Genomic DNA, 14,351 nt, shown 5'->3' on the forward strand with positions numbered 1-14,351 from the left:
TTAATAAAATAGGGGAAATATATGTGTGGAATAGCAGGATTAATACATAGAGGAAAATCATCCAATGTAGGAAGTGAGCTACAAGGAATGCTTCAAGCTTTAAAACATAGAGGAGAAGATTCTACAGGTTATGCTTTGTATGGAGATACTGATGGTAAAAATTTTATCATGCGTTTTAAAGTTGGAGAAAATGTTGGTGAAGGAAGTTCATCCATAATGGAAGATGTTTCTGTTTATGACAAAAGAAAAAAAATTGTTGACCAATATTTATCTGAACTAGGTGCTAAAATAGTAAAAGAGGAAAGAATTTTACCCTACTCTTTGAGATATGAACTTGCATATGACGCAAAAGATCTACTAGACTTTTCACAAAAGATTGAAAGCATTCCAGGAGTTGAAATTTTATCTATGGGAAAATCCTTAGAGGTAATTAAAGATTTAGGAAATGCTCAAATGGTTCTTGATAGGTATGATTTAGGTAAAGTAGTTGGAACTCATGCAATTGGCCATGCAAGAATGGCTACAGAATCTGGTGTAGATATTAAATCAGCCCACCCTTTTTGGGGTTATCCTTTCAGTGATGTATCAGTAGTTCATAACGGTCAGTTAACTAACTATTGGAACAATAGAAGAATGCTTGAAAATAAAGGCATGAGATTTATGTCTGAGTGCGATTCAGAATTAATAGCGGTTTATATTGCTCAAAAAATGAAAGAAGGAGCAAGCCTTGAAGAGGGCATGAAAGCTTCATTAACAGGTCTTGATGGAGTGTTTACATATTTTGTTGCAACTAAAGATTCTTTAGGAATGGCAAAAGATACTATGGCTGCAAAACCTTTGGTTCTTTATGAGTCAGATGATTTAGTGGCAATGGGCTCAGAAGAAATAGCAATCAGATCAGTTCTACCACAAGAGATAGATACATATGATCCATTTGATGGAGAGGTAAAAGTATGGCAAATTTAAAGAATACAGAGAAAAAAACTAAAGCCCAGTCAATGGGTATGCACTCAGAAGTTTTAACAGGAAGAACTCAACAAAAGTTTTTTAATCCTGATGAAGGTGAAAACCTTTATTATTTTGGAACTTACGATGTAGATTTTAATAAAAGAACAGAGCTAGATGTTAAAGATATGACAGCTCCAGAAGCTAATAAAGAAATTGATGACTTAATGAGCCAAGGATTTGGCACAATTGTTATTAAAAACCCTCAAGGTAAACATAGTTTAGGGGTTGGTATTTTAAATAAATTAAATTTAATTTTTGAGGGAAGTTTAGGTTATTTTGGTATGGGTTCATGTGATGGACCTACTGTTAGAATTAATGGTAGAGTTGGTTGGTCTTGTGCAGAAAACTTAATGGCAGGAAAAGTTGTTATAGAGAAAAATGCAGGGTCTTGCTTTGGTGCCGCTATAAGAGGTGGTGATTTAATTTGCAAAGGAAGTGTTGGTGCAAGAACTGGAATTGACATGAAGGGTGGAACTATCATTGTTGGTGGTGATGCTGGAGCGTTCACTGGTTTTATGATGCAAAGAGGAAGAATAATTATTCTTGGTGATGTTGGAATAAACTTAGGTGACTCTATGTATGATGGCACAATCTTTATTGGTGGAAAAATAGGATCATTTGGAAGTGATGCTGTGCCTGCTGATCTAACTGCTAGTGATCAAGATTGGTTAAAACGAAAATTAAAAGTTGCAGAAATTGGTGAAAAATTTGATGTTAGTAAAATGACTAAAATTGTAGCTGGTAAAAAACTTTGGAACTATGACAATCTAGAACCTCATGAAAAGAAAGGAGCTATCTAATGGCTAAAAAGAAAACAAAAAAAAATGAAAAAAAATTAAAAAAAGCTAAAGGTAGTGTTGGTGGAAAAGCTGATGTTCATGCACATGAAGATGGTAAAAGAAATAAAAGTCTATTAGGTCACAATGCTATTTTTACTCCTGAAGTTATAGACGATATTCACATCAAAGCTCAACTTGGAAGATACAGAATGCGTGGAATGGCATTAATGAAAAAAATTCCAACATTTGATGATTTAGTATTCCTACCAGGAACTCTTACTAGATTTGTAATTGAAGGTTATAGAGAAAAATGTGAAACAAAAACTATTATCGGTCCTAATTGTGAGAACCCGATTGAACTAGATATACCAGTATATATTACAGGTATGAGTTTTGGTGCGCTTTCTTATGAAGCTAAAACTGCTTTAGCAAGAGGAGCAACAATGGCTGGAAGTGCTACTTGTTCAGGAGAGGGTGGAATGATTCCAGATGAAAGAAGATATTCTGAAAAATGGTACTATCAATGTATTCAATCAAGATACGGGTTTAACCCTCACCACGCTCAACTTGCTGATGCAATAGAAGTGTTTATTGGTCAAGGACAAAAAGTTGGAATGGGTGGACATTTAATGGGTCAAAAAGTTACTGATCAAGTTGCAGAAATGAGATCTTTACCATCTGGTATTGATCAAAGATCTCCAGCAAGACACCCCGACTGGCTAGGTCCAGATGATTTAGCTTTAAAAGTTGAAGAATTAAGACAACTTACAAAAAACAAAGTACCAATTCAGTTAAAACTAGGTGCATCAAAAGTTTATGATGATGTTCGTATGGCTGCAAAATGTAATCCTGACTCAATCTTTTTAGATGGTATGGAAGGTTCAACTGGAGCTGGTCCACATATAGCTGCTGCAAATACTGGTATCCCAGGAATTGCTGCAATCAGAGAAGCAAGAAGAGCTATTGATGATGTGGGTAAAACTGGACAGGTAACTTTAATTTATGCAGGTGGTATTAGAGATGGTGCTGATATGGCGAAGGCTTTAGCCTTAGGTGCTGATGCAATAGCAATTGGAACTGGTGCTTTAATAGCCTTAAACTGCAATAAAGATATTCCAGAAGCAAACTTTGAAAAAGAAATGGGTGTTAAGGCTGGTGACTGTTATCACTGCCACACTGGTCGTTGTCCAGTTGGTGTTGCAACCCAAGATCCTAAATTAAGAGCTAGATTAAATCCTGATGATGCTGCTTTAAGAGTTTATAATTACTTGCATGCAATGACATTAGAGGCTCAACTTTTAGCAAGAGCTTGTGGTAAAACTAATATTCACTCATTAGAACCAGAGGATTTAGCTGCACTAACAATGGAAGCTTCTGCACTAGCAAAAGTTCCTTTAACAGGAACCAACTTCACTGTTGGTGTTGATAACTATCACAAAATATAAGAGGTAAATATGGTTAAGAAAAAAACGAAAATAAAAGTAAAAAAAGAAAATCTAGGTGGAAAGTCTAAAGAAACTGCTAGAGAAAAAATGATTGGGCAACATATTGGTTATAGATATGATGTTAACTTACTCCCTGATTATAAAAAAATCACTCCATTCTTAAAAAAGTATATTGAAGCAATGGGATGGGATGATCTTAATTGGCTAGAAGATATACACATGGGTTATGAAGAAGATAGACCTGCTGTATTTTGTAGAAATGCAAATGGCTGGGTTACAATTCCAAAATCAATCAAATTGCCAAACAACCAACAAGACAGAGATATGATCGCAAGAGAGCTTTTAGTTAAGTTTCAAATGTCTAAAAAACACCCTCTTGTTGATTTGAAAAAAGCTTACCTTAAGTTTTAGTACCTCAATCAAAGGTTGATTATTTTTCAAAACTTGTAGTTATTACTTGCTTATTTAAGTAATGTATAGTTTGTCACGTCTCTATAAATTTTATAGTCTTTCTTAAAACTAATAGGAGAGAGATTATGGATGATCAATTAGGCGCTCTTACAGTTATATTTACAGAATTTTACTACTGGGTAACAGTGGTATTAATGTTCCTGATTCACGTCGGGTTTTGTATGTATGAAGTTGGAGCCTCACGATACAAGCATCACCAACATACTTTAATGAAAAATACCATGGTAATACCACTAGTAACGGTAACCTGGTTTTTCTTTGGTTGGTGGATTTACTGGGCATTCCCAACAGGACCGGGAATAGCACCTTCAATAATGAATGAGAGTTCAGCATTAATTACTGATGAAAGTACTTTTAGTGCGAAATGGTATGTGGCAAATACTGAATTTATGGCTGTCAACTTAGGTGACCGTATAAGTGGAGTATTCTGGGCTGCATTCTTACTATTTTCATGGACAGCTGCTTCAATTGTTTCTGGAGCAATCATTGAAAGAATTACAACTTTTGCATTTGGTATTTTAGCAATTGCAATTGGTTCGTGTTTCTGGGTAATTGATGCTGCATGGGGATGGCACTTTGATGGATGGATGCTTAAAATTTTAGGATATCATGACGCTTACGCATCAGGAGTAATTCACGCAATTGCGGGTGGATTTGCTTTAGGTGTTCTAATCGTTTTAGGACCTAGAATTGGAAAGTTCTCATCAAGTGGTGAACCAAGAAATATAGGACCAAGAAACCCATGGCTAGTTACAGTTGGATTATTTTTAATCTATACTGGTTTCTGGGGATTTTATGCGGCATGTAACATACCGATATTTGATCTTGGACCTGAGTATGGAATGGAAGGTGTAACGTACTGGACAGCAACAAACATATATGTAACCCCAACCACACTGAGTGGAATAACCTATAACTTCCTGATGTCATTATCAGGTGGATTATTGGCTGGATATGTGGTCGCTAAAGGTGATCCATTCTGGACTTACTCAAGTGGACTGGCTGGTATCATCTGTGCATCTGCAGGTAATGATTTGTATCACCCGATACAAGCAATGCTTATTGGTGCAATCGGTGTAGTTATTTCATATAAAATGCATTACTGGGTTGAACGTAAGTTCAAAATTGATGATGCAGTTGGTGCAGTAGCAGTACATGGTTATGCAGGCGTTGTTGGCCTTATAATTTGTGGATTTGTTTTAAATGGTTATCCTTCATCTGGATACAGTGTTGGAGCTATGTGGGACGGATCAACTTATGCATCAATCAATCCACTGGGACAATTCCTTGGAGCAATTATAATGTTCGGAGTTCTTGGAATGTTACCAGGTTATGTTTTAGCTAGAATACTAAGCGCATTTGGTAAATTAAGAATACCACGTGAAGTTGAAATAGCTGGACTAGACTATGAAATAATGGAGGACGATAGAGAAGCTGAAAAAGCGGTCGCCTCTGCAACTAGGTAAAGGAGAAAAATATGGCTACAGTTACAAACTGGATAGATCATTTAAGTGCAGAAGAGGTTGTCGGAGCCATTTATCCGGGAGCTGGATCCACTGAAACTTTGCTAGTTATTCTTGGTGTAGTTTTTTGGATTGGGTGGCATGTCATCACAGCTAAATCTGAGAGTGAAAAACTCTCAAGATTAGCTAAGAAAAGACATGGTGCAAATGATCATAAAAGCAATATTACCGACTGGTAATATTAAATAAACTTTGGGCGCTGCTTAATTGTGGCGCCCTTTTTTTTATAAAAATTCTATATGAATGAGAATAATCAAGAAAATCAAAGACCAAGTAAGATGAGAGGTGTTGTTTTTCCAAAAGCAAAGTACGGAGTAATAGCAGCTATCATCATCATTGTAGTGGGAAATATTTTCTACTATAAGGAATTCTTACTATCTTTAATAAAATAAACTTAAAAATTTATGTGTGGAATTGTAGGGATTTATCTTAAAACAAAGAAATACGAAAAAGATCTTGGTAAATTTTTATCTGGAATGCTTGATGGTATGGCGACTAGAGGCCCTGATAGTGCTGGATTTGCAATATATACAAAGCAAAATAAAAATAAATTTAAATACTCTATTTGCTTAAATAAATTAACAGATAAAGAATTTAAAAAAAAAATATCTAAATTTTTAAAAAAAATAACACTTAAAACTTTTTCGGATCATGTAATTCTTGAAACAGAGGAAAAACCCGAAAAGGTATTAGAAATCCTAGATTCTAAATTAAAAGAAGTTTCTTTGGTGGGCTATGGTAAAAGTATTAATATTTTTAAACAAACAGGAAACCCTAAAGACGTTGTTAGAAAATTTAAATTATCTTCTTTTTCAGGAACTCATGCTATAGGACACACTAGGATGGCAACAGAGAGTGCAATTACAACTCAAGGTTCTCACCCCTACTCTACATCAGAGGATGAGTGCTTGGTTCATAATGGATCTCTTTCAAATCATAACAACGTACGAAGGTCTTTAAAAAAAGAAGGTCAGAAATTTAATTCAGAAAATGATACTGAGGTTGCGGCTGGTTATATCTCTAATCAAATTTCAAAAGGAGAAAATCTAGAAGAAACCCTAAAAAATAGCCTAAAAGATTTAGATGGTTTCTACACCTTTATAGCTGGTACTAAAGATGGTTTTGCATTGTTGAGAGATGAAATAGCTTGCAAGCCAGCAGTTGTTGCAGAAACAAAAGATTATGTAGCGGTTGCTTCAGAATTTCAATGTATGGCGCACTTGCCAAATGTAAACACAGCTAAAATTTTTGAACCAAAACCTGGTATTGTTTATCACTGGTAAATTATGAATTTAGATCTAAATAAAAAAAAACTAAGAGAAATTAATCAACTACTACAAAATGTTAGTAGAGAAAAAAATAACAGAAGTTTCCAAATTTTAAACCCCCAAGGTCAACACGCTATTTGTGCAGGTTTAAAAGATGATATTGAAGTTTCAATAAAAGGACACACTGGCTATTATTGTGCTGGGATGAATAAAAATGCTTCTATTACCGTACACGGAAATGTTGGAACGGGTGTAGCTGAAAACATGATGTCTGGAAAGGTCATTATTAAAGGCAATGCTTCTCAATCTGCTGGTGCAACTGGTCATGGTGGTTCTTTAATTATTGAAGGAGACGCAAGTTCAAGATGTGGCATATCAATGAAGGGGATTAACATTATAGTGAAAGGATCTGTTGGTCATATGTCAGCATTTATGGCACAAAAAGGTAATTTAATTATTTTGGGAGACGCTGATGCTGATTTAGGAGACTCAATTTATGAGGCTAAAATATTTGTTAAAGGTAAGGTTAAAAGTTTAGGTTCTGATTGTATAGAAAAAAAAATGGATGATAAAAATATAAAAGAATTAAATAAAATATTTAAAGATCTAAATATATCTGAAGATGCTAAAATGTTTAAAAGATATGGATCTGCGAGAAATTTATATAATTTTAAAATTGATAATGTGAGCTCATATTAGTTATGAAAAAAGATTTAAAAGAATTTAAAACATTTCCATCTTCAACAATTAAAGAAATTCAAAGAGCTGCTAAGGAAGGAATTTACCAAATCAGAGGATTGGGTGCTAAAAGAAAAGTTCCAGACTTTGATGACTTGGTATTTTTAGGAGCTTCCATGTCTAGATATCCATTAGAAGGTTATAGAGAGAAATGTAATACCTCTGTAATACTTGGGGACCGTTTTGCAAAAAATCCTATTAAATTAGATATACCAATTACTATTGCTGGAATGAGTTTTGGAGCTTTAGGTGCCAATGCAAAGGAAGCTTTAGGCAGAGGTGCTTCTGCTATGGGAACTTCGACAACCACTGGAGATGGAGGCATGACAAAAGAAGAAAGAGGATCTTCAAAATATCTAGTATATCAATTATTACCTTCTCGATACGGTATGAATCCTGATGATTTAAGAAAAGCAGATGCTATAGAAATAGTTGTAGGACAAGGTGCAAAACCTGGAGGGGGTGGAATGCTTCTTGGACAAAAGATTAATAAAAGAGTTGCTGGTATGAGAACTTTACCTGAGGGCATAGATCAAAGAAGTGCTTGTCGACATCCAGATTGGACAGGACCTGACGATTTAGAAATAAAAATTCAAGAATTGAGAGAAATTACAAATTGGGAAAAACCAATTTATATAAAAGTTGGAGCAGCAAGGCCATACTATGATACGACTTTAGCAGTAAAAGCTGGCGCTGATGTTGTTGTGTTAGATGGAATGCAAGGTGGAACAGCTGCAACACAAGATGTTTTTATAGAACATGTGGGAATACCAACACTTGGTGCGTTAAGAGAATCTGTAGATGCTTTAAAAGAATTAAACATGCATAGAAAAGTTCAATTAATTGTTTCTGGTGGAATTAGAACTGGTGCTGATGTTGCAAAAGCAATTGCAATGGGGGCAGATGCTGTATCAATAGGATCTGCAGCTATGATGGCATTAAATTGTAATGCTGATCTATATAGAAAAGATTATGAAAAACTTGGAACAGAACCTGGTTATTGTCATCACTGTCATACAGGAAAATGTCCTGTTGGTGTTGCTACACAAGATCCTATACTAGAAAAAAGACTTAATCCTATAGAGGGTGGAAAAAGATTAAAAAATTATTTATCCACATTAACCCTAGAGTTGCAAACATTGGCAAGAGCAAATGGAAAATCAGATGTAAGAAATTTAGAACCTGAAGATTTAGCAGCTTTAACAGTAGAAGCTGCAGCAATGGCAAGAGTTCCACTGGCTGGAACAGATTGGATACCAGGACTAAAAAATAAAAAATAGTATTGTGAAGACTAATTAACAGTTGTAAATTAAGAAATAAAATATGCCTATTAATTTATCTAAAATTGCTAAAGCTAAAAAAATAAAATATTTTTTGATTAGTTTTGTAGATTTTTTTGGTGTCTTGAGATCAAAATTAGTACCAGCACAAGCGATTGCAGACATGCAAAAAAATGGGGCGGGTTTTGCAGGTTTTGCAACTTGGCTAGATATGTCTCCTGCAGATGGGGATATGTTTGCTCTACCAGATCCTAAAAGTTTAATTCAATTACCTTGGAACAAAGAAATTGGCTGGTTAGCTTCTGATTTATATATGTATGGTAAACCAGTTAAGGCTTCACCTAGAGTAATGCTCAAAGAGCAAATTAATAAATTACATAAAAAAGATTTAGTCATGAAGTCAGGTGTAGAGTGTGAATATTTTTTGATCTCAGAAGATGGGAGTAAAATTGCTGATGCAAGAGACACTCAATCAAAACCTTGTTACGATCAGTCTGCTTTAATGAGGAGATATGATTTAATCAAAGAAATATGCGATAGCATGATTACTATGGGTTGGAACCCATACCAAAATGATCATGAGGACGCTAATGGCCAGTTTGAAATGAATTGGGATTATACAGATTGTTTAACTACAGCTGATAGACATGTATTCTTTAAATATATGGTGAAATCATTAGCTGAAAAACATGGTTTGAGAGCAACATTTATGCCAAAACCTTTTAGCAATCTAACAGGAAATGGCTGTCATGCTCACATCTCTTTATGGAATGGAAAAATTAATAAATTTCTAGATAATGGAGACAAATTAGGTTTGAGCAAATTAGCATATAATTTTCTAGGTGGAATTATGAAACTTACTCAGCCTTTAACTGCTTTTTTTAATCCGACAATTAATAGTTATAGAAGAATAAATGCACCACCAACAAAATCGGGAGCTACATGGTCACCTAGTAGTATTTCTTATACAGGAAATAATAGAACTCATATGATAAGAATTCCAGATAAAGGTAGATTTGAACTAAGGTTAATGGACGGAGCAGTAAATCCTTATTTGCTTCAAGCTGGAGTAATAGCTGCTGGTTTACATGGAATAAATAATAAAATAGATCCTGGTGAACCTTTATCTTGTAATATGTACACTGATCATAAAAATTACCCTCACCTAAAAAAATTACCTGACATAATTGAAGATGCATTAGATCAACTAGAAAATAGTAAAGAAATTAAGGAAGCATTTGGCGGTGATACTATTAAAAGCTATCTAAAGTTAAAAAGGTCTGAAATTAATGATTTTAATCAAGAAGAAAAATTTGATAAAAAAAGCTCGGTAACTCACTGGGAAAAAAATAGCACTCTTGATTGTTAATAAATGAAATCAATCATGCAGAAAGACCTTTGGTCTATTACATCATTTTTAGAGAATAAAAATTATAAATTTAATAAAGAAAATATACTTACGCAACTTCCAGAAAAATTTATAGATGAAGCAATTAAGGCTATATCTAGTTGGGATAATTATGCCCCCACTCCATTGGTTAAATTAAATAAACTAAATGATGAATTAAAATTTAAAAATATTTACTACAAAGATGAGGATAAACGGTTTGATCTAAAATCTTTTAAAGCTTTAGGTGGAGCTTTTGCTGTTTACAAGATTGCCAGTGAAAAAGAGAATATAACTGTATCAACAGCAACAGCTGGAAATCATGGTCGATCTGTAGCCTGGGGGGCTCAAAGACTTGGATTAAAATGTAAAATATTTATAAGTGAATTTGTTAGTGAATCTAGAGCTGAAGCAATGCGTAAATTGGATGCTGAAGTGATTAGAGTTAAAGGTAATTATGATAATTCATTAAAAGAATGCATAAAACAATCTAAAGAAAATAATTGGGAAATTGTACAAGATGTGTCTTGGGAAGGTTACAAGGAAGTACCAAAATTAATTATGGCTGGATACACCATAATGATTAAAGAAATTTTAGATGAAGTAAAATCTAATTCAATATCACACGTATTTCTTCAAGCTGGAGTTGGCGGAATGGCTGCAGCAATGATTGCTGGCTTTGCAAAATTATCACAAAATATTCCAAAATTTATTATTGTTGAACCAGAAAATGCAGACTGTGTATTTCAAAGTATTAAGAATAATAAACCCACAAGTGTTGATATTAAAAAGGAAACAGTAATGGGTGGAATGTCTTGTGGTGATGTATCAAGTATTGCCTGGGAAATTTTAAAAAATTCTTCAAATTATTGTTTAACTATATCTGATGAAGCAATCTCAACTACTGTAGCATTGCTAGCAGAAAAGCGTTTATCCGATCTAAAAATAATAGCTGGTGAATGTGCTGTCCCAGGTATAATCGCGTTAATAAGCTCATTTAACAATAAAGAATACTTAGATAAGCTAGAGTTAAATGAACAATCAAATGTACTTTTATTTGGTTGTGAAGGTTTAACTGATAGTGCAATGTATCAAAAACTACTAAGTGATGGATTGCAAAAAATCTGAGTAAATATGACAAAAAAAGCCATTGTTTGGATTAGAGAAGATTTTAGAATTGAATATAACGAAGCCTTAGCGACAGCAACTCAAAATCATGAGTATGTAAGTGCTATTTATATATATAACCCAAAAAACTTTGATAAAAAAAGAGAGGCCCAAAAATGGTGGCTGTCTAAATCATTAGAAAATTTAAGTATAGATCTAAAGAAATTAAATATCACATTGGAAGTTCAGTTAGGTGATGAACTAGAGGTATTATCAATTTTAAAAAAGAAAGATGATGTTACTGTTTATTGGAGTAAGGTTTATGAGCCAGATGTAATTAATAAAGGTAAAAAAATAAGAGATCTATTTATTAAGAATGAAATTCAATATAAATATTTTAAAGGAAACATTCTTATAGAATTTCAAGAAATAACTAAAGACGATGGCACTCCCTATAAAGTATTCACTCCATTTTGGAAAAAAACTGAACAGCACTATATTTCAAAAGCTCCTTCAAAATTAATACGAGTTAAATCAAAAATTAAAAAGATAAACATATTCAAAAATTCAATTTCTATAAAAGAAATTTTGCCTAAAAAAAATTGGCATAAAAAATTTGAGAAATACTGGGACCCATCTGAAAAAGAAGCTAAAAAATATTTACAAGAATTAATAAATAATAGAATTGAGGACTATGGTGATGCACGAGATATTCCAGGTGTTAACGGAACCTCCAAGTTATCTCCTTTCTTAAAATTTGGTCAAATACATGTAGAAACAATTTGGAAGAAATGCCAAGACATTAAAGTTAAAAAAATTGGATATAGAAAGTATATTAATGAATTAGGATGGAGAGAATTTTCTCATAGTTTAATTAATTACTTTCCACAAATGTTAAAAGGTAATCTTAGAAAAGATTTTGACAATTTTCCTTGGGTTAAAAATGATAAATTTCTTAAAGCTTGGAAAGCAGGCATGACAGGATACCCTATTGTAGATGCTGGAATGAGAGAACTATACGAAACAGGATGGATGCACAATAGAGTTCGAATGATTGTTGCTTCTTTTCTTGTTAAGCATTTAAGAATTCATTGGATGGAAGGTGAAAAACATTTTAAAAATTGTTTAGTTGATTATAATGAAGCTAGTAACGTTGCTCAATGGCAATGGGTTGCAGGATGTGGTGCAGATGCAGCTCCCTACTTTAGAATCTTCAATCCTATTCTCCAGGGTGAAAAATTTGACAAAGCTGGGATTTATACAAAAAAGTGGGTTCCTGAACTTAAAAACATGCCTAATAAATTTTTATACAAGCCATGGGAACTTGAAACCAAATACCAAGAACAAATTAAAGTAATTGTTGGTATCAACTATCCAAAACCAATTGTAGATCACGTTGAAGCAAGAAATGCTGCTCTAGATGCTTTTAAAACAATTAAAAAAAGCTAATCTCCTAAATAATGAAGAATAATCAATCTTTTTTGCTTCTCAATTCTGTGCTCAAAAAGATATAAACCCTGCCAGGTACCAAGTAATAACTCATTGTTTTTAACGCTTAAAGAGATTTGATTATTAGTTAACGCAGATTTTATATGTGCAGGCATGTCATCTTTTCCCTCAGCTGTATGGATGTAAAGGGAATTGTCCATAGGTACGAGCTTATTAAAAAAATTTACTAAATCACTCTGAACATCTGGATCAGCATTCTCTTGAATTATTAAAGAAGCACTGGTGTGTTGAATGCTTATATTGATAATTCCATTATTAAATTCATTATCCTTGATCCATTTATTAGTTTCGCTTGTAAATTCATAGAGACTCTGGCCATTAGTACTCAATTCTAAATTAAAAAACTCTTGTCTCATAACTTCGTATACTTAATAGATGTTAATTCATACAATCTACTAATGGTTCTTTTAAATATCTTTTTTAAATCTTCAGAAGAGCTTAATAAATCTAATTGTAGTTGAGAAGTTATCATAAGTGGTATATTTTTTTCATAAAGAATATCAATTAAAGTAATAAATCTTTGTTGTTGATTAGAATTATCACTATTAAAAATTGGAATATTTTCTATAACAATAAAACTGCATACTTCAGTTATTTTAATGTAATCTTCAGCTCCAATATTTTTAGAACATAACTCTTTAAAATCAAAACGTGCTATTCCATTAAAGTAATTCTTAATAGTAAGCTTTCTACCTTTAATACTTAAGATCATTTCTTGATTAGTAAGATTTTTTGTTATTTTTCTAAAAAATTTATTAAGTTTAAAATTAGTTGATTCATTTAATGGATAAAAATATCTTTCATTTCTGTTTTTTACAGACTTTCTATAATCATCTTGGATAATTAATTGTGTCTCGTAAGACCTTTCCTTCATTATTTTAATAAAGGGAAGAAATTGATCTCTTTGTAATCCATCTTTGTAAAGATCATTTATTTTAGTATTTGATGAAAATAAAACTTTAATATTCTCATCAAATATTTTTTTGAATAAGCTACCTAAAATCATAGCATCTACAATATTTGTAACCTGAAACTCATCTAAATAAATTAATTTAGATTTATTTTTTAGTTTTTGAACAAATTTATCTATAATATTTTCTTGTTTATTTTCTTTGTTTTTAAATACAAAGTCATGAAAACTAATCATAAACTCGTTAAAGTGAAATCTTTGTTTAGTTTTATCAAATTTATTATAAAAAAAATTTAGTATCATGGTTTTACCCACACCCACATCTCCTTGTAAATAAAACCCTGTTTTATAATTTTGTTTAGTAAATATTTTTTTTAGAAGTGATTTATTAAAGTTTTGATTATAGAATAAATTCAGCTCATCGATTGAGCCTAATTGATTGGAATTAATTTCTAAATTGTTAATTTTACAATAACTAAGAAATAATTTATTTAAATTCATTTGTTGTTTTAAAATCTATACCATATTCTGATCTAGGGCCTTTTCTTAATCCAAATGGACCAGATAAAAATAATGTAAGCGGTCTTGTTCCTGGTTTAAGATCAACTCTGTGTAAATTATTTGCTGATCTAAAACCAATATATCCTGGCGGTCTCCAAAATCTTCCATTTTTTAACGTTTCCCAATACCCCCCTCTTAATATAACAGTTATGTAAGGAAATGTGTGATTATGAACCCCTTCCCCATGATCGTCTGCTAACATTTCATGTAATAAAATATTAAATGGAAACCATTTAGGCCTATGTCTTAATAAAACATAATATCTATTCATCCAGGGTTTAGCTTCATTAAATTTGGGGTGGGAAGGTCCACGATCTAAAACAACTTTTTTTCTTCCTAATTTATCGAGTAACTTAAGAAACATT

Annotated in this window: 16 protein-coding genes; 13 read left to right on the top strand and 3 right to left on the bottom strand. The window is 32.6% G+C overall.

The features are described from left to right. Positions 1-21: 21 nt before the first annotated feature. The 13 genes from AC5SLW_RS04485 (at position 22) to AC5SLW_RS04545 (ending at position 12,455) form a co-directional block, all read left to right on the top strand. Positions 22-966, top strand: coding sequence for a class II glutamine amidotransferase (locus AC5SLW_RS04485; protein WP_006997981.1), 945 nt, complete (start codon positions 22-24; stop codon positions 964-966). Further along, positions 954-1,808, top strand: coding sequence for a GltB/FmdC/FwdC-like GXGXG domain-containing protein (locus AC5SLW_RS04490; protein WP_006997980.1), 855 nt, complete (start codon positions 954-956; stop codon positions 1,806-1,808). The genes AC5SLW_RS04485 and AC5SLW_RS04490 overlap by 13 nt, the downstream gene beginning before the upstream one ends. Continuing rightward, positions 1,808-3,232: an FMN-binding glutamate synthase family protein gene (locus AC5SLW_RS04495; protein ID WP_006997979.1), complete on the top strand. Its 1,425-nt coding sequence runs from the start codon at positions 1,808-1,810 to the stop codon at positions 3,230-3,232. The genes AC5SLW_RS04490 and AC5SLW_RS04495 overlap by 1 nt, the downstream gene beginning before the upstream one ends. A 9-nt stretch (positions 3,233-3,241) precedes the next feature. Next, positions 3,242-3,643 (top strand): hypothetical protein, encoded by a 402-nt coding sequence (locus tag AC5SLW_RS04500; RefSeq protein WP_006997978.1) that lies wholly within the window; start codon positions 3,242-3,244, stop codon positions 3,641-3,643. Between the two features lie 125 nt (positions 3,644-3,768). Next, positions 3,769-5,169 (top strand): ammonium transporter, encoded by a 1,401-nt coding sequence (locus AC5SLW_RS04505; protein WP_018414302.1) that lies wholly within the window; start codon positions 3,769-3,771, stop codon positions 5,167-5,169. An 11-nt stretch (positions 5,170-5,180) separates the two neighbouring features. Further along, a complete protein-coding gene (locus AC5SLW_RS04510; RefSeq protein ID WP_006997976.1) occupies positions 5,181-5,405 on the top strand; it encodes a hypothetical protein in 225 nt (74 codons plus the stop codon). A 60-nt stretch (positions 5,406-5,465) separates the two neighbouring features. Further along, positions 5,466-5,618: a hypothetical protein gene (locus AC5SLW_RS04515; RefSeq protein ID WP_006997975.1), complete on the top strand. Its 153-nt coding sequence runs from the start codon at positions 5,466-5,468 to the stop codon at positions 5,616-5,618. Between the two features lie 12 nt (positions 5,619-5,630). Next, complete coding sequence (locus AC5SLW_RS04520; RefSeq protein WP_006997974.1) at positions 5,631-6,509, top strand: class II glutamine amidotransferase; 879 nt, start codon at positions 5,631-5,633, stop codon at positions 6,507-6,509. A gap of 3 nt (positions 6,510-6,512) precedes the next feature. Then, complete coding sequence (locus AC5SLW_RS04525) at positions 6,513-7,193, top strand: GltB/FmdC/FwdC-like GXGXG domain-containing protein (RefSeq protein WP_006997973.1); 681 nt, start codon at positions 6,513-6,515, stop codon at positions 7,191-7,193. 2 nt (positions 7,194-7,195) lie between these two features. Then, on the top strand, positions 7,196-8,512 hold the full coding sequence (locus tag AC5SLW_RS04530; protein ID WP_006997972.1) for an FMN-binding glutamate synthase family protein: 1,317 nt from the start codon (positions 7,196-7,198) through the stop codon (positions 8,510-8,512). Positions 8,513-8,555: 43 nt separating this feature from the next. After that, positions 8,556-9,881: a type III glutamate--ammonia ligase gene (gene glnT, locus AC5SLW_RS04535; RefSeq protein ID WP_006997971.1), complete on the top strand. Its 1,326-nt coding sequence runs from the start codon at positions 8,556-8,558 to the stop codon at positions 9,879-9,881. Positions 9,882-9,896: 15 nt separating this feature from the next. Beyond that, complete coding sequence (locus AC5SLW_RS04540) at positions 9,897-11,027, top strand: diaminopropionate ammonia-lyase (protein WP_494574731.1); 1,131 nt, start codon at positions 9,897-9,899, stop codon at positions 11,025-11,027. A 6-nt stretch (positions 11,028-11,033) separates the two neighbouring features. Continuing rightward, entirely contained in the window at positions 11,034-12,455 is a 1,422-nt protein-coding gene (locus AC5SLW_RS04545) for a cryptochrome/photolyase family protein (protein WP_494574733.1), read from the top strand. Here the strand turns inward: AC5SLW_RS04545 and AC5SLW_RS04550 are convergent. Genes AC5SLW_RS04550 through AC5SLW_RS04560 form a run of 3 tightly spaced genes read right to left on the bottom strand, consistent with a single transcriptional unit; the run spans position 12,452 to position 14,350 of the window. Further along, entirely contained in the window at positions 12,452-12,871 is a 420-nt protein-coding gene (locus AC5SLW_RS04550; protein ID WP_006997968.1) for a secondary thiamine-phosphate synthase enzyme YjbQ, read from the bottom strand. The genes AC5SLW_RS04545 and AC5SLW_RS04550 overlap by 4 nt on opposite strands. Continuing rightward, on the bottom strand, positions 12,868-13,926 hold the full coding sequence (gene zapE / locus AC5SLW_RS04555; RefSeq protein ID WP_006997967.1) for a cell division protein ZapE: 1,059 nt from the start codon (positions 13,924-13,926) through the stop codon (positions 12,868-12,870). The genes AC5SLW_RS04550 and zapE overlap by 4 nt, the downstream gene beginning before the upstream one ends. After that, entirely contained in the window at positions 13,913-14,350 is a 438-nt protein-coding gene (locus tag AC5SLW_RS04560) for a hypothetical protein (RefSeq protein ID WP_011282304.1), read from the bottom strand. The genes zapE and AC5SLW_RS04560 overlap by 14 nt, the downstream gene beginning before the upstream one ends. Between the last annotated feature and the right edge of the window lies 1 nt (position 14,351).

The organism is Candidatus Pelagibacter sp. PS_40 (genome assembly GCF_059417765.1).

Coding starts and splice junctions, on each gene's coding strand:
- AC5SLW_RS04485 (WP_006997981.1), top strand. CDS start 22: ATGTGTGGAATAGCAGGATTAATACATAGAGGAAAATCATCCAATGTA.
- AC5SLW_RS04490 (WP_006997980.1), top strand. CDS start 954: ATGGCAAATTTAAAGAATACAGAGAAAAAAACTAAAGCCCAGTCAATG.
- AC5SLW_RS04495 (WP_006997979.1), top strand. CDS start 1,808: ATGGCTAAAAAGAAAACAAAAAAAAATGAAAAAAAATTAAAAAAAGCT.
- AC5SLW_RS04500 (WP_006997978.1), top strand. CDS start 3,242: ATGGTTAAGAAAAAAACGAAAATAAAAGTAAAAAAAGAAAATCTAGGT.
- AC5SLW_RS04505 (WP_018414302.1), top strand. CDS start 3,769: ATGGATGATCAATTAGGCGCTCTTACAGTTATATTTACAGAATTTTAC.
- AC5SLW_RS04510 (WP_006997976.1), top strand. CDS start 5,181: ATGGCTACAGTTACAAACTGGATAGATCATTTAAGTGCAGAAGAGGTT.
- AC5SLW_RS04515 (WP_006997975.1), top strand. CDS start 5,466: ATGAATGAGAATAATCAAGAAAATCAAAGACCAAGTAAGATGAGAGGT.
- AC5SLW_RS04520 (WP_006997974.1), top strand. CDS start 5,631: ATGTGTGGAATTGTAGGGATTTATCTTAAAACAAAGAAATACGAAAAA.
- AC5SLW_RS04525 (WP_006997973.1), top strand. CDS start 6,513: ATGAATTTAGATCTAAATAAAAAAAAACTAAGAGAAATTAATCAACTA.
- AC5SLW_RS04530 (WP_006997972.1), top strand. CDS start 7,196: ATGAAAAAAGATTTAAAAGAATTTAAAACATTTCCATCTTCAACAATT.
- glnT (WP_006997971.1), top strand. CDS start 8,556: ATGCCTATTAATTTATCTAAAATTGCTAAAGCTAAAAAAATAAAATAT.
- AC5SLW_RS04540 (WP_494574731.1), top strand. CDS start 9,897: ATGCAGAAAGACCTTTGGTCTATTACATCATTTTTAGAGAATAAAAAT.
- AC5SLW_RS04545 (WP_494574733.1), top strand. CDS start 11,034: ATGACAAAAAAAGCCATTGTTTGGATTAGAGAAGATTTTAGAATTGAA.
- AC5SLW_RS04550 (WP_006997968.1), bottom strand. CDS start 12,871: ATGAGACAAGAGTTTTTTAATTTAGAATTGAGTACTAATGGCCAGAGT.
- zapE (WP_006997967.1), bottom strand. CDS start 13,926: ATGAATTTAAATAAATTATTTCTTAGTTATTGTAAAATTAACAATTTA.
- AC5SLW_RS04560 (WP_011282304.1), bottom strand. CDS start 14,350: ATGTTTCTTAAGTTACTCGATAAATTAGGAAGAAAAAAAGTTGTTTTA.